At 72.8% G+C, this 17,201-nt stretch carries 15 protein-coding genes; 1 reads left to right on the top strand and 14 read right to left on the bottom strand.

Going from position 1 to position 17,201, the window contains the following annotated elements; translation table 11 throughout:
* Positions 1–19: 19 nt before the first annotated feature.
* The 3 genes from ABZ249_RS10660 to ABZ249_RS10650 form a co-directional block, all read right to left on the bottom strand.
* Complete coding sequence (locus tag ABZ249_RS10660; protein ID WP_220562491.1) at positions 20–430, bottom strand: TraR/DksA C4-type zinc finger protein; 411 nt, start codon at positions 428–430, stop codon at positions 20–22.
* A gap of 145 nt (positions 431–575) precedes the next feature.
* A complete protein-coding gene (locus tag ABZ249_RS10655; RefSeq protein ID WP_355260185.1) occupies positions 576–1,118 on the bottom strand; it encodes a GNAT family N-acetyltransferase in 543 nt (180 codons plus the stop codon).
* Positions 1,119–1,126: 8 nt separating this feature from the next.
* Entirely contained in the window at positions 1,127–1,387 is a 261-nt protein-coding gene (locus ABZ249_RS10650) for a hypothetical protein (protein WP_220562492.1), read from the bottom strand.
* 366 nt (positions 1,388–1,753) lie between these two features.
* On the opposite strand from ABZ249_RS10650, the gene ileS reads away from it, so the two are divergent.
* Positions 1,754–4,957, top strand: coding sequence for an isoleucine--tRNA ligase (gene ileS, locus ABZ249_RS10645; protein ID WP_355260181.1), 3,204 nt, complete (start codon positions 1,754–1,756; stop codon positions 4,955–4,957).
* A gap of 62 nt (positions 4,958–5,019) precedes the next feature.
* On the opposite strand, the gene ABZ249_RS10640 is transcribed toward ileS, so the two are convergent.
* From ABZ249_RS10640 to ftsW, 11 genes are all read right to left on the bottom strand, one after another.
* Positions 5,020–6,669 carry a hypothetical protein gene (locus ABZ249_RS10640; protein ID WP_355260178.1) on the bottom strand — a complete coding sequence of 550 codons (1,650 nt, stop codon included), beginning with the start codon at positions 6,667–6,669 and terminating at the stop codon, positions 5,020–5,022.
* Between the two features lie 64 nt (positions 6,670–6,733).
* The gene (locus ABZ249_RS10635; protein WP_220565256.1) at positions 6,734–7,585 is read right to left on the bottom strand and encodes a DivIVA domain-containing protein; all 852 of its coding nucleotides are present in this window, start codon (positions 7,583–7,585) and stop codon (positions 6,734–6,736) included.
* A 131-nt stretch (positions 7,586–7,716) separates the two neighbouring features.
* On the bottom strand, positions 7,717–8,016 hold the full coding sequence (locus ABZ249_RS10630; protein ID WP_220562495.1) for a YggT family protein: 300 nt from the start codon (positions 8,014–8,016) through the stop codon (positions 7,717–7,719).
* A 37-nt stretch (positions 8,017–8,053) separates the two neighbouring features.
* Complete coding sequence (sepF, locus tag ABZ249_RS10625) at positions 8,054–8,584, bottom strand: cell division protein SepF (protein WP_220562496.1); 531 nt, start codon at positions 8,582–8,584, stop codon at positions 8,054–8,056.
* A 135-nt stretch (positions 8,585–8,719) separates the two neighbouring features.
* Complete coding sequence (locus tag ABZ249_RS10620) at positions 8,720–9,445, bottom strand: YggS family pyridoxal phosphate-dependent enzyme (protein WP_355260175.1); 726 nt, start codon at positions 9,443–9,445, stop codon at positions 8,720–8,722.
* Between the two features lie 51 nt (positions 9,446–9,496).
* Entirely contained in the window at positions 9,497–10,222 is a 726-nt protein-coding gene (pgeF, locus tag ABZ249_RS10615; RefSeq protein WP_355260172.1) for a peptidoglycan editing factor PgeF, read from the bottom strand.
* 132 nt (positions 10,223–10,354) lie between these two features.
* The gene (gene ftsZ, locus ABZ249_RS10610) at positions 10,355–11,803 is read right to left on the bottom strand and encodes a cell division protein FtsZ (RefSeq protein WP_355260169.1); all 1,449 of its coding nucleotides are present in this window, start codon (positions 11,801–11,803) and stop codon (positions 10,355–10,357) included.
* Between the two features lie 493 nt (positions 11,804–12,296).
* A complete protein-coding gene (locus tag ABZ249_RS10605) occupies positions 12,297–13,058 on the bottom strand; it encodes an FtsQ-type POTRA domain-containing protein (RefSeq protein ID WP_355260166.1) in 762 nt (253 codons plus the stop codon).
* Positions 13,059–13,073: 15 nt separating this feature from the next.
* A complete protein-coding gene (gene murC, locus ABZ249_RS10600; RefSeq protein ID WP_355260163.1) occupies positions 13,074–14,570 on the bottom strand; it encodes a UDP-N-acetylmuramate--L-alanine ligase in 1,497 nt (498 codons plus the stop codon).
* Positions 14,567–15,727, bottom strand: a complete 1,161-nt coding sequence (gene murG, locus ABZ249_RS10595; protein WP_355260160.1) for an undecaprenyldiphospho-muramoylpentapeptide beta-N-acetylglucosaminyltransferase — start codon at positions 15,725–15,727, stop codon at positions 14,567–14,569. Before murG ends, murC begins: the two co-directional genes overlap by 4 nt.
* The gene (gene ftsW, locus ABZ249_RS10590) at positions 15,724–17,151 is read right to left on the bottom strand and encodes a putative lipid II flippase FtsW (protein WP_355260157.1); all 1,428 of its coding nucleotides are present in this window, start codon (positions 17,149–17,151) and stop codon (positions 15,724–15,726) included. The genes murG and ftsW overlap by 4 nt, the downstream gene beginning before the upstream one ends.
* Between the last annotated feature and the right edge of the window lie 50 nt (positions 17,152–17,201).

The raw sequence follows: 17,201 nt of genomic DNA, 5'->3' as shown, positions 1-17,201 counted from the left end.
CCGGAGGGCTCTACCTCAGTCAGCGACGCTCCTCGCGCTGTTTGCAGGAGACGCACAGGGTGGCCCGCGGGAACGCCTGGAGGCGCTCCTTGCCGATGGGCCGTCCGCATGAGTCGCAGACCCCGTAGGTTCCCGCGTCCATCCGTTCGATCGCCCGCTCGCTCGCGGCGAGCAGGTCACGAGTATTGTAGGCCAACGCCAACTCGTGTTCGCGTTGGAAGGCCTTGGCCCCGGTATCGGCGGGGTCGTCCCCGGCCCCGTCCACGGGGTCCTCCAGCCGCTCGGCGACCTGCTCCTCGACCTGGCGGATCTCCCTGCGCGCGGCGGCGATGTCGTCTTCCAGGCGTTCGCGGACCCCCGCGAGCTCCTGCCGGGTCCACGGCTCCTCGCCGGGCAGTACCGGCAGATCCGCCGCCTCGGTGGCCTTCATCGCACTTACCTCCCGACCGTGCGCCCCCGCCCGTACCCCGCCGACCTGCGGGATCACCCCCGTGGACGGAGCCGCGAGTGGTGCCGGGAAGCCTAGGCGAGCCCCGCCCCCTTGGCAACGACCCGGGCGCCGGCGTCGCACGTCCTCACAGGTCGCGCCGGTACAGCACCGCGGGCACCACCAGCGCCCCGCCCAGCAGCGGGGTGGGGGTGACCGCGCCGGTGTCACGCCACCCGGCGGCGGCGTAGAAGCGGCGGGCGCGGGCGTTGCCCTCCAGCACCCACAGGACGCCGTGGCCGGTGCCGCCGGCGGTCATGGCGGCCAGGGTCTCCTCCCACAGGCGGCGGTTGACGCCGGTGCCCCACACCTCGGGCAGCGAGTAGAAGGTCTCCAGGTCGGTGACGGTGCGGTCGGCGTCGTCGGGGTCGGCGGCCGGGGCGAACCCGGCGTAGGCGACGATGCCGCCCGGCCCCTCGGCCGGTTCGGCCACCAGGCATCCCGCGCCCGGGCGGACCAGGTGGCCGCGCAGCCGCCCCGCCCAGATCCCGGCCAGGCGGTCGGTGTCCAGGCTCTCCAAGTGCTCCCGGGCGATGAGGCCGCGGTAGGCGGCGTGCCAGGAGGCGACGTTGACGGCCGCGATGGCCGGGGCGTCGGCGGGGACCGCCCGGCGGACGCGCACGGGGCCCATGGCGGCGGTCACTCGGCGGCGGCGAAGCCGCCGTAGTCCTCGGCCAGCGCCGCCAGGTGGGGTTCGTCGAACACCGCCGGGCCGCCGTGCGGGCCGGTGCGCACCTCGATCACCCAGTCGGCGTCCTCGGCGTCGTCCTCCCCCGCCAGCATGTCCCGGTGCACCAGGCACGGTTCGTAGCCCTGCTCCAGGAGCTGTTCGGCCAGCTCCTCGGCGTCGTCCCGGTCCGCAAGCGTCACCAGGACGGTTCCGCGCACGTTCTCCGCCACCCGCCTCCGCCCTCCCCGTCGAAAAAGCGCGGGGCGCCGCCCCCGCGCTGCGTTATCCTGTGCCCAGGTGTCGATGGGGACGAGTAGTGCCGGCCCCGACCGGACGGACACAGCTTAGAAGCGGTCGATGCGTCCGAGCGACCCGGGGGCGGTGGGAGCCCGGGGGTACGACCGGCACGAAGATCACCCCGGAACCGCCGGAAGAACAGGGCCGACGCCCCCAGTAGAACCGGCAGACGTGAACGAAGTGGGACCCGTCCCGGCCGCCCTCGCGCGGACCGGACCGGCGGCGTCCAAGGAGGGTGGTACCGCGGGGCCCCGGCCTCGTCCCTCCGTCAGGAACGACCCTGATGGAAAGGTACGACGGTGGCCAACGAGTCCCGGCCGAGCGCGTCCCGCGCACTCCCCCAGCTGCCCGCGCAGATCGACCTGCCCGCGATGGAGCGCGAGATCCTCGACCGCTGGTCGAAGGAGAACGTCTTCCAGCGCTCCCTCGACCAGACCCGAGGCGGCCCCAACTGGGTCTTCTACGAGGGTCCCCCCACCGCCAACGGCCAGCCCGGCGTGCACCACGTCGAGGCCCGCGCGTTCAAGGACGTCTTCCCGCGCTTCCGCACCATGCGCGGCTACCACGTCGACCGCAAGGCCGGGTGGGACTGCCACGGCCTGCCCGTCGAGGTGGCCGTGGAGAAGGAGCTGGGCCTGTCCGGCAAGAAGGACATCGAGTCCTTCGGCATCGCCGAGTTCAACGCCCGCTGCCGCGAGTCCGTGCTGCGCAACGTCGACGCGTTCACCGCGATGACCGAGCGCATGGGCTACTGGGTGAACATGGACGATGCCTACCGCACCATGGACCCCCAGTACGTGGAGTCGGTGTGGTGGGCGCTCAAGCAGATCTGGGACAAGGGCCTGCTGGTCCGCGACTTCCGGATCAGCCCCTACTGCCCGCGCTGCGGCACCACCCTGTCCGACCACGAGCTGGCCCAGGGCTACGAGACCGTCACCGACCCGTCGGTGTACGTGCGGTTCCCGGTGACGTCCGGGCCGCTGGCCTCGCCCGAGCACCCCACCTCGCTGCTGGTGTGGACGACCACCCCGTGGACCCTGGTGTCCAACACGGCGGTGGCGGTCCACCCCGACGTGGAGTACGTGGTGGCCACCGACGGGAACGAGCGCCTGGTGCTGGCCCGGCCGCTGTTCGAGAAGGTCCTGGGCGAGGGCTGGGAGCTGACCGGGGAGTCCTTCGAGGGCGACGAGATGGAGCGCTGGACCTACCAGCGCCCCTTCGACCTGGTGGCCTTCGACGAGCCCGCCCACTACGTGGTGCTCGCCGACTACGTGACCGTCGAGGACGGCACCGGCCTGGTGCACCAGTCGCCCGCGTTCGGCGCCGACGACATGGCGGTGTGCCGCGCCTACGGGCTGCCGATGGTGAACCCCGTCCGCCCGGACGGCACCTTCGAGGCCGACCTGGACCTGGTCGGCGGGGTGTTCTTCAAGGACGCCGACAAGACGCTGGTGCGCGACCTCAAGGACCGGGGCCTGCTGTTCCGGCACCTGGCCTACGAGCACTCCTACCCGCACTGCTGGCGCTGCCACACGGCGCTGCTGTACTACGCGGTGCCGTCCTGGTACATCCGCACCACCGCGGTCAAGGACGAGCTGCTGGCGCAGAACCAGGCCACCAACTGGGTGCCGGAGAACGTCAAGGAGGGCCGCTTCGGCGAGTGGCTGCGCAACAACGTCGACTGGGCGCTGTCGCGCAACCGCTACTGGGGCACCCCGCTGCCGGTCTGGGAGTTCCCCGACGGGCGGCAGATCTGCGTGGGCTCGCTGGCGGAGCTGAGCGAGCTCAGCGGCGAGGACCTGTCGAACCTCGACCCGCACCGGCCGTTCGTGGACGACATCGTCATCCCCGACCCGGACGCCGACCCGTCCCTGCCCGAGGAGCAGCGGGTGGCCCGGCGGGTGCCCGAGGTGATCGACGCCTGGTTCGACTCGGGGTCGATGCCGTTCGCCCAGTGGGGCGCCCCGCACGTCAACGCGGAGGTGTTCCGGGAGAACTTCCCGGCGCAGTACATCTCCGAGGCGATCGACCAGACCCGCGGCTGGTTCTACTCGCTGCTGGCGGTCAACACGCTGGTGCACGACCGCAACGCGTTCGAGAACGTGGTGGTGCTCGGCCACATCCTCGCCGAGGACGGCCGCAAGATGAGCAAGCACCTGGGCAACGTCATGGAGCCCATCCCGGTGATGGACCGGCACGGCGCCGACGCGCTGCGGTGGTTCATGCTGGCCAGCGGCTCGCCGTGGACCGCCCGCCGGGTGGGGCACGCCGCATTGGAGGAGATCGTCCGCAAGGTGCTGCTGACGTACTACAGCACCGTGTCGTTCTTCACCCTGTACGCCAACGCCGGCGAGGGCTGGGACCACTCCCGGCTGGCCGACGCCCCGGCCCCGCAGGACCGGCCGCTGCTGGACCGGTGGCTGCTGTCGGAGCTCAACGAGGTCGTGCGGGACGTCACCGAGGCCCTGGAGGCCTTCGACACGACGACGGCGGGCCGCCGCCTGACCGCGTTCGTCGACGACATCTCGAACTGGTACGTGCGCCGGTCGCGCCGCCGGTTCTGGGGCGGCGCGGACACCCCCGAGGGCGCGGCGGCGTTCGCGACGCTGTTCGAGGCCCTGGAGACCGTGACGCTGCTGATGGCGCCGGTGGTGCCGTTCCTGACCGACCACGTGTGGACGGCGCTGCGCCGGCCCGACGCCCCGGAGTCGGTGCACCTGGCCTCGTGGCCCGAGGTCCGCGAGGACCTGGTCGACCCGGAGCTGTCGGCGCACATGGCGCTGACCCGCCGCCTGGTGGAGCTGGGCCGCTCGGCCCGGGTGGACTCGGCGGTGCGCACCCGCCAGCCGCTGGCGCGGGCCCTGGTGGGCGCCGCCGGGTTCGCGGACCTGCCCGCGCAGCTGCGGGAGCAGATCGCCGACGAGCTGAACGTGGCGTCGCTGGAGTCGCTGTCGACGGTCGGCGGCGACCTGGTGGACTACCTGGTCAAGCCGAACTTCCGGGCGCTGGGCAAGCGGTTCGCCAAGCGGACCCCGCTGGTCGCCCGGGCGATCGGGGCGGCGGACCCGGCGGAGCTGGTGCGCCAGGTGCGCGACACCGGGTGGGCGCAGGTCCGGGTCGAGGACGAGCCGGTGGAGGTCAGCGCCGACGAGGTGCTGGTCACCGAGCAGCCGCGCGAGGGCTGGGCGGTCGCCTCGGGTGCGGGCGAGACCGTGGCCCTGGACCTGGAGCTGACGCCGGAGCTGCGCCGCGCGGGCCTGGCCCGCGAGATGGTGCGCATGCTCCAGGAGGCCCGCAAGCAGAGCGGCCTGGACGTGTCGGACCGCATCCACGTGTGGTGGGCGGCCACCGACGAGTCCACCGCGCAGGCGCTGGACGAGCACGCCGCGGCCATCGCCGGCGAGGTGCTGGCGGACGCGTTCACCGCGGGCGAGATCGGCGCGGACCTGCACCGCACCGAGTCGGAGGAGTTCGGGGTGGCCTTCGGCTTCCGCAGGGCCTGACCGAACGAGACGGGCGCCGCCCCCCCGGTGGGGGCGGCGCCCGTCGTCGTTGTCGCCGGGTGTCAGTCGCGGGTGAAGGCCGCCGTGGCGTCGGGGTCCTCGTTGTCCTGGGGCCTGCGGTAGGTGAACACGGCCGTGGTCTCGGTGTCGTCGCCGCGCTGCGGGATGCTGTAGGAGAAGGACTCGGGCTCCTCGGGCGCGTCCCCGCGCTCCGCGGACTCCCCGGCGCCGGTGTCCCCGTCGCCCCGCGGAGAGCCGTCGCCGGCGTCCTCCGCCGCGTCCTCACGCGGCCGGTCGGCGTCGTCGGAGTCCTCGGCGTCCGCCGCGGCGGCCTCCCCGGCCTCCTGCGCCTCGGGCTCCTCGGAGTCCCGCGCGTCCCCGTCGCGCTGCGGGATGCTGTAGGAGAAGGACTCGGGCTCCTCGGCCGCGTCCCCGCGCTCCGCGATCTCTCCGGCGCCGGTGTCCCCGTCGCCCCGCGGAGAGCCGTCGGCGGCGTCCTCCGCCGGCGTCCGGAGGTCGTCGTCCGCCTCCGCCGCCTCGTCGCGCGCCGGTTCGGCCGCGTCGGAGTCCTCGGTGTCGCGGACAGCGGAGTCGGTGTCCGGCTCGGCGGCGGCCTCGTCGACCTCACCGGTCTCAACGGAGTCCGCGACGGGCGCGCCGGGCTCCTCCGCCCCGTGCACGTCGTCCGCGTCGTCGGCGTCCTCGCGCCGGTCGGACCACGAGGGCTCGGAGACGGCCTCGTCGTCCTCCTCGTCCGCGGCACGCTCGCGCTCGGCCCCGGTGTCATCGCCGGTCCCGGAGGCGGCGGTCTGGACGACCGGCTCCTCCGCGTCATCGGCCGCGTCGCCCGTGTCCCGTACGGGCCGGGTGTCCTCGGCTTCGGGGGCGGCGGTCTCCTGCTCCCCGGGCGCCTCGGCGTCGTCATCGGCCGTCGCGGTCTCACGCCTGTTGAACCAGGAGAGCTCCGCCCCGGCTTCATCGCCGGTCCCGGAGGCGGGGGCCGGGACGACCTGCTCCTCCGCCTCCTCGGCGGCGGACTCGCGCCGGTCGAACCAGGAGAGCCCGGCCTCGGCGTCATCACCGGTCCCGGAGGCGGGGGCCGGAACGACCTGCTCCTCCGCCTCCTCGGCGGCGGACTCGCGCCGGTCGAACCAGGAGAGCCCGGCGTCGTCGTGGGAATCCTCGGGGGCTTCGGCCCGCGCGGCCGCGGGCTCGGGGGCCGGGTCCCGCGCGTCCTCGAAGGGGCGGTGGGCGGGCCGGGGGTCGACAGGGGCGGGTGCCTGCTCTTCGCGGGAGCCGTGCTCGACCGCGGTGGAGGCGGACGGGGCGGGGGCAGGCGCCACCGTGTCCGGTTCCGGCCACTCACGGGCCGTGGGTGTCTGCCAGCGCGGCAGATCGTACTCCGGCTCCCCCGGTCCGGAGTCCTCCGTCCAGGCGCGGGGTTCCCGCACCGGCTCGGGAGCCGGTGCGGGTACGCGCCCGGAGTGCTCCGGCGCCACGTGCACGGCCGCGGGAACGGACGACTTCCCCAAACCGTCCGTTCGATCCACTCGGGTCCTCCCCTGGATGAGGGCGCCCACCAGGAGCAGCACACTCACACCGGCCAACCCCAGGGCGATGAACACCAGGGTGGTCTCGGCGAACACCAGGGCTGCCACGATGACGGCGATGGCCGCCAGCACCGCGACGGATGCGAGGACGCTGAGGATCACGGGTCGACCAGGACCTTTACACGTTGCCGGAGTCTTCAGTTGTGGAGCCTACCGCCGACCGGGGTCAGCGACGCTCGTGCGGGGCCTCGCCCGGGTGGAAACCGCCGTGCTGGACGGGCTCGGGCTGGCCGAAGGGGTTGCCGCCGGGGCCGCCGTGCTGCAGCGCCGGGGTGGGACCGGTCGGCGGGGCCATCGTCTGGAAGCCGCCCGTGGTGTTCGGGTTCGGCTGCTCGATGCCCGCGCCCTCCTCCAGCTCGCGCAGCTGGCGCTCGAAGTAGTCCTTCAGGCGGCTGCGGTACTCGCGCTCGAAGTCCTTGAGCACGTTGACCTTGTGCTCCAGCTCCTCGCGCTGCTGGACGAGGCTGCCCATGACCTGGCGGTGGCGCTCTTGGGCGTCCCGGTCGAGGTTCTCCGAGCGGACGCGGGCCTCGCCGATGATCTGCTCCGCCTGGCGGCGGGCCTTGCCGAGGATGTCCTCGGACTCGTGGCGGGCGCGGCCCAGGGTCTCGTCGGCCTCGCGGCGGGCGTCGGAGATGGCCTGGTCGGCGGTCTGCTGGGCCAGGGCCAGGACGCGGGCGGCCGTGTCCATGTTCTCCTCGCCGCCCATGCCCATGTGCATGGGGGCGGGCGCCTGGGGCTGGGGCTCGACGACGGCCTGAGGCGGCTGGACGGGCTCGGGGCGGGGCGGCTCGGGCTGCTCCTGGGGCTGCTGGAAGTCCTGCATCCCGGCGTTGGGCACCTTGCCGCGCAGGCACTCGGCGAGCTTGCCGCGCAGTTCCTCGTTCTCCTGGATCAGCCGGTCCAGCTCGGACTCGACCTCGTCGAGAAAGGCATCGACCTCTTCTTCGTCGTAGCCCGGCCGGAGCCGGGTCGTGCTGAACTGCTTGTTCCGCACATCAGCGGGTGTCAGCGGCATGTTCGTCTCCTTGGCGCGCTTGGAGTCCATCCGTAGGGACGCTACCTGATCGTGACCTTACGGCAATCCGGATCATGACCAAGACCACATAACGGAATCGGGGGCGACTTTTTTCGCCCCCGACGCCTGCTCTAGGCGACCGAGAGTGCCAGGCTTCCCAGCAGGCTCGCGGCGATCGACAGGCCCAGGAACAGCACCAGGACGCTCAGGTCGAGCGCGATGCTGCCGAGCCGGACGGGCTTGATGAACCTGCGCAGGAAACGCAGCGGCGGGTCGGTGAGCGTGTACACGATCTCGGCGATCACGAGCAGGAACCCCGAGGGGCGCCAGTCCCTGGAGAAGGACTGCACCATCTCCAGCACGACGCGCGCGAGCAGTACGAAGACGTACAGTCGCAGCGCGATGACCAGCACGGACAGGACGATACTCACGGTCTATTCGACCCAATCTCTGGACAAATCCGATGGTCTAGCTCTGATTGAAGAACCCTCGCTCAGCGATCCGCGCCTTGTCTTCCGCGGTCACCTCGACGTTGGCCGGGGACAGTAGGAACACCTTGTTGGTCACGCGTTCGATACTGCCATGCAGACCGAAGATCAGACCAGCCGCGAAGTCGACCAGACGCTTGGCGTCGCTGTCGACCATCTCGGTCAGGTTCATGATCACCGGCGTACCCTCCCGGAAGTGCTCTCCGATCGTACGCGCCTCGTTGTACGTGCGCGGATGGAGCGTGGTGATCCTCGCGAGGTCGGCGGTGGAGGCAGAGGTCGTGGTCGTGCCACCGCGCCGTTCACCCGTGCCCGAGTGGTCGCCGGTGTCGTTCACGTCCTCGCCCCGTGTTCCCTCGCCGTGCGGGGAGTCGGCGCCGCGTTCGCGGTGCTCCTCCACGCCCTCGTCGAAATCATCGAACTCATCATATTCGTCCGCATAGCGGTGATCGTAACGGTCGTCCTCCACGAGGCCGAGGTAGACCGCCATCTTGCGCATCGCGCCGGCCATCTCATGTCCTCCGTCGTCCCCGCGGCCTGCACCGCAGCCGACTCCTCCGTACCGCCCCGTCTTCCCTGGTGCAACGGGGTGTGACGCCCTTTCGGGCGAACTCCACAGACGGGTTCCAAGGTCTATGTGGGGACATTACCCCACGATCGGCCCGCGATCGCCGAGCAACGCCGCACCGAGCCGAAGGTGTGTCGCGCCACGCTCGATCGCGGCCTCCAAGTCCCCGCTCATACCCGCGGAGACCATCGTGGCCCGAGGATAACGATCACGAATGAGACACGCGACCTCATAAAGACGACCGAAAGCCTCATAAGGGTCGCCCTCTCGGGGTGCCACGGCCATCACACCGCCGAGTTCGAGCGCCTCGTGCTCGTCGATCCGGGCGGCCAGCTCCGCCGCGTCGGCGGGGTCGACCCCGCCGCGCGGGCCCAGCACGCCCGCCTGCGAGTCGTCGTCGAGGTTGACCTGGACCAGGCAGGTGAGGCGGCGCCCGGCGGCCGCGGCCCGGTCGCCCAGCGCGCGGGCGAGCTTCGCCCGGTCCACCGAGTGGACGACGTCGGCGTAGGAGGCCACCGACCTGGCCTTGTTGGTCTGCAACTGGCCGATGAAGTGCCAGGTCAGGTCGAGGTCTGCGGTGGCGGCGGCCTTGGGGGCCGCCTCCTGGTCGCGGTTCTCCCCCATGTCGGCCAGGCCGAGCGAGGCGAGGATGCGCACGTCCTCGGCGGGGCGGGTCTTGGTGACCGCGATCAGCGACACCTCCGCGGGGTCCCGGTCGGCCTTGTGGCAGGCCGCCTCGACGCGGGCGCGGGCCGCCGCGAGGTTCTCCTTGATCCGCTCGACGCGGGCCGGGTCGTGTGACACGTCGTCCTCATCCATCTCTCGGTCTCGCCGGTCCGTGCGGTCCGGTCCGGTTCAGTCCTGTTCCTGCCAGACGAACGACGCGAACCGCCCGGTGGGGGCGCCGCCCCGGTGCGAGAACAGCTCGGGTGTCTCCAGGGTGCAGCGGCCGTCGGCCCGGATGTCGGTGACCCCGGCGCGGCGCAGCTGTGCGGTGACGGCGGCGACCATGTCGACCCCGGGGGTGCCCCGGCGGGTGGTGGAGGCGGCCTCGGGGGTGTCGCGGGCGGTCTCGTCCCGCAGCCCGGCCGGGACCTCGTAGCACTTGCCGCAGATGGAGGGGCCGAGGAGGACGGTGGTGCTCCCGGGGCGGGCGCCCTGGTCGGCCATGGCGGCGATGAGGTTGGCGGCCACACCGTGGGCGGTGCCCAGGCGGCCGGAGTGGGCGGCGCCCAGGACGCCGCGTTCGCCGTCGGCCGCCAGGACGGGCAGGCAGTCGGCGGCCAGGGAGGCCAGGACCAGGCCGGGGGTGGTGGTGACGACGCCGTCGCAGGTCCCGACTGTGCCGGGGGCGTCGGCGACCAGGACGTCGGCGCTGTGCACCTGGTCCATCCAGACGACGCGGTCGGCGTCGAAACCGAGGTTCCGCGCGGCGGTGCGCCGGTTGGCCAGCACCGTCTCCCGGTCGTCCCCCGTCCCCAGGCCCATGTTGAGCGAGTCGTAGGGCGGGGAGCTGGTCCCGCCGTGGCGCTCGGTGACGGCGGCACGGACCCCGTGCCCGAGGTCGACGATGGTGCCCATCCCTGTGACCGCTGTCCTTCCCTCGGCCCGGTCGGGACGGCGCGGTGGACGCCGACCCCCGGAGCGGCGACGGCCCCGCCCACCCGGGTCGGGGCCGCTGACACGTCGATGGTACCGGGGTGTCGGTCCGCGCTACTTCAGGAAGTCGGGGATGTCCAGGTCGTCCGGCTCCTCGAACACGACCCGGCGCCGGGGCGTGGGGACGTCGGCGCGCCGTTCGGCGACCGACTCCGAGACCACGTGGACGGGCCGGGGCTCGTCGGCGTGCTCCTCCCGGGCCGGGGCCGGCTCGGGCTCGGCCGGCGCGGCCTCGGCGAACCGGTCGTGGGCCGGGGCCTGCGGTTCCGGCTCGGGCTGCGGCTCGGGCTCGGTCACCGCGACCGGCTCGGGCTCGACCGGGGCCGCCGGGGCCGTCGGGGCCGGTTCCCAGGCCGGCGGCGGGGTCTGCTGCGCACGGGCCGGCTCGGCGCTGTGCCGGCCGCCGAGCCACGGCAGTTTCTCGGCCGACGCCCCGGCCGCGTCCGCGGCGGGGGTCGTGGACGCCCCCTGTCCGCCGGTCGCGGCGCCCGCCGTGGGGGCGACGGCCTTAGGAGGGTCCACCGGCTCGCGCCGGTGCAGCGCGGGCCCGGTGACCTCGGGTTCGTCGAAGCCCGCGGCGATGACGGTCACCCGGACCTCGTCGCCCAGGGCGTCGTCGATGACGGCGCCGAAGATGATGTTGGCCTCGGGGGCCGCGGAGTTGGAGACGAGCTGTGCCGCCTCGTTGATCTCGAACAGCCCCAGGTCGGAGCCGCCCTGGATGGACAGCAGGACGCCGTGGGCGCCGTCGATGCTGGCCTCCAGCAGCGGGGACGAGATGGCCATCTCCGCGGCGGCCACCGCGCGGTCGTCGCCGCGCGCCGAGCCGATGCCCATGAGCGCGGAGCCGGCCCCGGACATGACCGACTTGACGTCGGCGAAGTCCAGGTTGATGAGGCCGGGCGTGGTGATCAGGTCGGTGATGCCCTGGACACCGGAGAGCAGCACCTGGTCGGCCGCCTTGAAGGCGTCCAGGACGCTGACCTGCCGGTCGGAGATGGAGAGCAGCCGGTCGTTGGGAATCACGATGAGTGTGTCGACCTCCTCACGGAGCATCGCTATCCCCGACTCGGCCTGGGTGGCGCGCCGCTTGCCCTCGAAGCCGAAGGGGCGGGTGACCACACCGATGGTGAGGGCCCCCAGGGATCGGGCGATGTTGGCGACCACGGGCGCGCCGCCCGTACCGGTGCCGCCGCCCTCACCCGCGGTGACGAAGACCATGTCGGCCCCCTTGAGGACCTCCTCGATCTCCTCCCGGTGGTCCTCGGCGGCCTTGCGGCCGACGTCGGGGTTGGCTCCGGCTCCCAGGCCGCGGGTGAGTTCACGGCCGACGTCCAGCTTGACGTCGGCGTCACTCATCAGCAGCGCCTGGGCATCGGTATTGATCGCGATGAACTCGACGCCCTTGAGCCCCTCTTCGATCATTCGGTTGACGGCGTTGACACCGCCGCCGCCGATACCGACGACTTTGATGACCGCGAGGTAGTTCTGCGGTGCTGCCACGACGAGGGGCCTTTCCGCTCGCATACGCCGTTCCCTCCCGTGTCCGGCGGTGGTGTCCGCCGGGCCGGTGGGTTCGGCTCCGGTTCTACAGTGTGCGTTTCGGGTTCTCCGACGAGGCGTCCCAGGACGCCGGCGCGGGGGACCCGGGACCGCGTGAACCGTGGGGTGCCGAACCGGGGAGGCTCTGTGCCTCCCCCGGGTCCGGCGGGAGAAATACGGTTCCCGCGTACCCCGAAAAGCGTGTTCTGTACTTTGTTGACGGTGGTCGTGACTCTCGACAGTAAGCCGACCGCCCACCACCGGCAACCGATGACTGCTTCAGCCTAACGTCGTATAACACGAGGAAGCGATGTGCTGACTCGGCGCGTCGCGTCTGGAATGTCCCCGCGTCGTGTCCGCACCCCCTCCCGAGGGGGCCGCCGGCCCTCCGGAAGCGGCCGCCGGTCCGGCTTCGTCCGGCTTTGCCGTCCTTTCCCGGGGCCTGACCGCCGCTTCACCGGACGATGGCCAGGTCGGGGGTGGAGAGGTCGTACACGACACCGTCCCCCGGGGGGTGCTCGCGCATCAGCACGCGCAGGATCTCGCTCTTGTCGCCGGTGCCCTCGGCGGTCCCCCATTCGATGACGGCGCCCTCGCTGATCTCGATCCGGATGGCGTCGGGGTCGGTGGCGTCGATGAGCCGGATGCGGGCCAGCAGCGAGTCGGGGGCGGACTCGACGATGGCCGCGGCGGCCCGGACGGCGTCGTTCCCCTCGATCTCGCCGGTGACCCGGACCAGCGGGTGGGTGCCGGGCCGGGACGGCGAGTCCTCGATGCGGACGCCGTCGCGGTCGACGAGCCGGTACTCCTCCCCCACCCGCACCGCGAGCAGGGGCCGGCGTTCGACGACCTCGACCCGCAGGGTGGCGGGCCAGCCCCGGGTGACCGTGGCCGACTCCACGAGGGCGAGGTCGCCGACCCGGTCGGCGCCCGCCTCCAGGTCCACCCGGATGAGGGGGGTCCCGGTGGGGACGTCGACGGCGGCGACGACCTCCTCGCGTCCGACCCGGTCCAGCCCGCTCACGGCGACCTCGCGCACCACGAGCAGGCGCGAGCCCAGGAGTATCCAGGTGACGACGCAGACCAGGGCGACCACCAGGAGGGCCACGAAGGCGACCTTCCAGGGGTCGGACCGCTCACGCGACGCCGCGGCGGCGGGTGGCCGCGCGGTTCCGGTACCGGTGCCGCCGTCCGCTCCGTCGTGGTCTGCCCTCACCCGTGTCCTCCGACGTCAGTCCCGGTCCCGTCCGCCGCCGTGGCCGAGGGACTCGGCCACTTCCTCCACGTCGGCGGCCTCGGCGAGCCGGTCCACGATGAGCGGGCCCAGCTCGGTGACGTCGCCGGCGCCCATCGTCAGGACGATGTCGCCCGGACGCGCCAGCTCGGCGGCCAGGCGGACGGCGTCGGCGCGCCCGGGGACGTAGTGCACCCGGTCGTGGCCCACCTCGGAGGTGATCAGTTCGGCGGTGACCCCGGGTTCGGGGTCCTCTCGGGCGGCGTAGATCTCCAGCACCACGACCTCGTCGGCCAGGGTGAGGGCGGCCCCGAACTCCTCGGCGAAGATCCGGGTGCGGCTGAACAGGTGCGGCTGGAAGACGGCGATGATGCGGCCCGGCGCCTGCTCCTCCCCGGCCTCGCGCGCCTCTTCGGCGAACGACTCCAGGGCGGCGCGGGTGGCGCGCAGGTCGGCGTCGAGCTCGGTGGGGTGGTGGGCGTAGCTGTCGTAGATGCCCACTCCCCCGGCCGCGCCCTTGGGCTCGAAGCGGCGGGCGGCGCCGCCGAAGTCGGCGATGCCCTCGACCGCGACCTCCAGGTCGTGGCCGAGCTCGTCGGCGACGGCGACCGCGGCGGCGGCGTTGAGCACGTTGTGGCGGCCTGGGACCGCGACGGTGCCCTCGATCTCGCCTTCGGCGGTCGCGAGGGTGAACTCGGTGGTGAACCCGCGGGGGCGGATCCGGGTGATCCGGTAGTCGGCCTCGGGGGCCTCGCCGTAGGTGAGGACCTTCTTGCCGCGCTCGCGCGCGGTCCGGGCGACCCGGCGGGCGCCCTCGTCGTCGATGCCGACGATGAGGGTGCGCTCCACGCGGTCGACGAACGCGTCGAAGTTGGCGTGGATCTCCTCGATGCCGCTGTAGTTGTCCAGGTGGTCGGCCTCGACGTTGGTGACCACGGCGACCTTCGGGGAGAGCATGAGGAAGGAGCCGTCGCTCTCGTCGGCCTCCACGGCGATGGGGCCGCCGATGCCGGCGTCCGCGCCCAGGCCGGTGGTGACCAGCTTGCCGCCGATCACGTAGCCGGGGTCGACGCCCAGGTGCTGCAGGACGACGGTGACCATCGAGGTGGTGGTGGTCTTGCCGTGGGTCCCGGCGATGGCGACGCCCTCGCGGCCCAGCAGCAGGGCGCCCAGGGCGGCGGCCCGGGGCAGGATGCGCAGGCCGCGGCGGTGGGCCTCGGCGAGCTCGGGGTTGGTCTCCCGGACGGCGGAGGAGACGACGACGGTCTCGGCGTCGCCGAGGTGCTCGGCGGCGTGGCCGACGTGGACGCGGGCGCCCATCTCCTCGAGCTCGCGCAGGGTGTCGCTGTCGCGGGCGTCGCTGCCCGAGACCTCGACGCCGGACTGGAGCAGCACCCGGGCGATGCCGGACATGCCGGCGCCGCCCAGGCCGATGAAGTGGGTGCGTCCCAGCTTGTCGACGGGGACGGGGTCGGTCGGTCGCACCAGGCTCATCGGGCGTCCTTCCCGTCGTCGTAGTAGGCGTCGTCGCCGTCGTCCTCGGCGACGGGCACCTCCGGCGCGGGGCGGTCGCCGCGGGCGACGGCCATGACCTCGCGGGCCAGTTCCATGTCGGCGTCGCGGCGGCCCATGCGGGCGGCGGCCTCGGACATGGCGACGACCCGGTCGGTGTCGGTGAGCAGCGGGATGAGCGTGCCGGTGATCCACTCGACGGAGACGTCGGCGTTGTTCACCATGAGGCCGCCGCCCGCCTGGACGACGGGCTCGGCGTTGAGGGCCTGCTCGCCGTTGCCGATGGCCAGCGGCACGAACGCGCCGGGCAGGCCGACGGCGGTGAGCTCGGCGCAGGTCAGCGCACCGGAGCGGCACATGGCCACGTCCGCGGCGGCGTAGGCCATGTCCATGCGGTCGACGTAGGGGACGGCGACGTAGGGGATGCCGTCCTGGGTGAGGTCCTGGGGCTCGTCGGCGTTCTTGGGGCCGACGACGTGCAGGACCTGGACGCCGTGGTCGCGGAAGGCGTCACGGGCGGCGAAGGCGGTCTCGTTGATGCGCTGGGCGCCCTGGGAGCCGCCGAAGATCAGCAGGGTGGGCAGGTCCGGGCGCAGGCCGAAGTAGGTGCGGGCCTTGTCGCCCATGGCCAGCCGGTCCAGGGTGGTGATCTGCTGGCGGAGCGGGATGCCGACGAACCGTCCGTTGCGGATCTGGGTGTGGGGGTGCCCGGTGAAGACGTGGGGGGTCAGCCGGGCGCCCAGGCGGTTGGCCAGCCCGGGCAGGGGGTTGGCCTCGTGGACGACGATGGGCACGCGCCGCCGCCGGGCCGCCAGGTAGCCGGGGGTGGCGACGTAGCCGCCGAAGCCGACGATGACGTCGGCCTGGAGCCGGTCCAGGTGGTCGCCCGCGGCGCTGAGGGCCCCGGCGAGCTTGCCGGGGACGCTGAGCAGCTGCGGGGTGAGCTTGCGGGGCAGGGGGACGGCCGGGATCAGGCCCAGCTCGTATCCGCGCATGGGCACGAGGCGGGTCTCCAGTCCCCGCTCGGTGCCCAGGCAGAGGATCTCCGTGTTGGGGTCGATGCGCCGCAGCGCGTCCGCAAGGGAGAGCGCGGGCTCGATATGCCCGGCCGTGCCGCCTCCGGCGAGGGCTACCCTCATCGTCGCCGATTCCTCCTCGACCGGTCCCCGGACGGGATCGGTCCGCTGTCGTACGTGGGCTTGGTCCTGCCGCCCCGCGGAGCCTTCGTGCGCGGGCTCCGCGCCGTGGCGGCGCGCCCGGAGGGCACGCCGCCCCCGCGGCCGGCGGCCGTGGCGGTGGTGTTCTCCAGGCCCAGCCAGCTTAGAGCCCTTTCCACCCAACCGGGACCCCGGGCCGCCAGGGCCCGCTGCGCCTGGGGCTCGGTCTTGGCCAGGGACAGCAGGACGCCCAGGGCGACCATGGTGGTGATCAGCGACGAACCCCCGTACGACACCAGGGGCAGCGGGACTCCGGTCACCGGGAGCAGCCCGATGACGGCGCCGATGTTGATCATGGTCTGGCCCATGATCCAGGTCACGATGGCGAATGCGGCCAGGCGGGGGAAGGGCTCCTTGACCCGGGAGGCCACGCGCAGCCCGGCGTAGCCCAGGACCCCGAAGAGCGCCAGGAGGAGCAGGGTGCCGATGAGGCCGAACTCCTCGCCGATGATGGCGAACACGAAGTCGGACTCGGCGAAGGGCAGGAAGCCCCACTTCTCCCGGCTGGCGCCGATGCCGACGCCCAGGATGCCGCCGGTGCCCAGGGCGTAGAGCCCGTGGAGCGACTGCATGTTGTCGCCCAGCGGGTCGGCGGTGGGGTCGAACAGCGCGGTGACGCGGGCCATCCGGTAGGGCTCGATGGCGATGGCGATGACGGCCAGGCCCAGGACGAGGCCGAACATGGCGACGAAGAGCTTGCCGGGCGCGCCGATCACCCACAGCAGCCCGAGGAAGGTGACCAGGAACACCAGGGCGGTGGACAGGTTGGAGCCGAGCAGCACGAGCAGGACGAGCAGTCCGCAGCCGGGCAGCAGCGGGAAGAGCAGGTGCCGCCACTCGGTGAGCTCGTTGAGCTCGTCCTTGCGGGCCAGGATGCCGGCGCCCCACAGGACGAAGGCGAGCTTGGCGGGCTCTGAGGGCTGCACGATCAGACCGCCGATGTCGAGCCAGCGGGTGGCGCCGTTGACCTCCACGCCCTGGAAGACGGTGAGGAGCAGCAGCGCGGCCGAGACGATCATGGCGGGGTAGCCGACCAGCCGGAACACCTGCTGGGGCAGGTGGGAGGCGAGGATCATCAGGGGCAGGCCGATGGCGGCCGACACCAGCTGCTTCTGGAAGAGGGAGAAGGACGACCCCGTCTCGCTGATGGACTTGACCATCGTGGAGGAGAGCACCATCACCAGGCCCAGGGCGATGAGCAGCACCGCCGTTCCCAGGATCAGGTAGTAGGAGGTCAGGGGCCGGTCCAGCGCCCCGATCCACTCCCGCCACAGGGCACGCTCGCGCCCCTCGGTCACCGTCGTCCCCCGGGTCCGGGCCACCCCGGGGATCGTCGTCGTCGCCATCCGCACCCACCCTCCGCACCTGCGCGCCTCAATAGTGGCGAACTGCGGGG

The organism is Nocardiopsis sp. NPDC006139, assembly GCF_040614155.1.
Taxonomy (GTDB): domain Bacteria; phylum Actinomycetota; class Actinomycetes; order Streptosporangiales; family Streptosporangiaceae; genus Nocardiopsis; species Nocardiopsis changdeensis.
This window is presented reverse-complemented; position numbering and strand designations above follow the sequence as displayed.

What these genes read in the sequence shown, in the direction of transcription:
- ABZ249_RS10660 (WP_220562491.1), bottom strand. Translation starts at nt 430, where the DNA reads ATGAAGGCCACCGAGGCGGCGGATCTGCCGGTACTGCCCGGCGAGGAG.
- ABZ249_RS10655 (WP_355260185.1), bottom strand. Translation starts at nt 1,118, where the DNA reads ATGGGCCCCGTGCGCGTCCGCCGGGCGGTCCCCGCCGACGCCCCGGCC.
- ABZ249_RS10635 (WP_220565256.1), bottom strand. Translation starts at nt 7,585, where the DNA reads ATGCCGCTGACACCCGCTGATGTGCGGAACAAGCAGTTCAGCACGACC.
- sepF (WP_220562496.1), bottom strand. Translation starts at nt 8,584, where the DNA reads ATGGCCGGCGCGATGCGCAAGATGGCGGTCTACCTCGGCCTCGTGGAG.
- pgeF (WP_355260172.1), bottom strand. Translation starts at nt 10,222, where the DNA reads ATGGGCACCATCGTCGACCTCGGGCACGGGGTCCGTGCCGCCGTCACC.
- murC (WP_355260163.1), bottom strand. Translation starts at nt 14,570, where the DNA reads ATGAGCCTGGTGCGACCGACCGACCCCGTCCCCGTCGACAAGCTGGGA.
- murG (WP_355260160.1), bottom strand. Translation starts at nt 15,727, where the DNA reads ATGAGGGTAGCCCTCGCCGGAGGCGGCACGGCCGGGCATATCGAGCCC.
- ftsW (WP_355260157.1), bottom strand. Translation starts at nt 17,151, where the DNA reads ATGGCGACGACGACGATCCCCGGGGTGGCCCGGACCCGGGGGACGACG.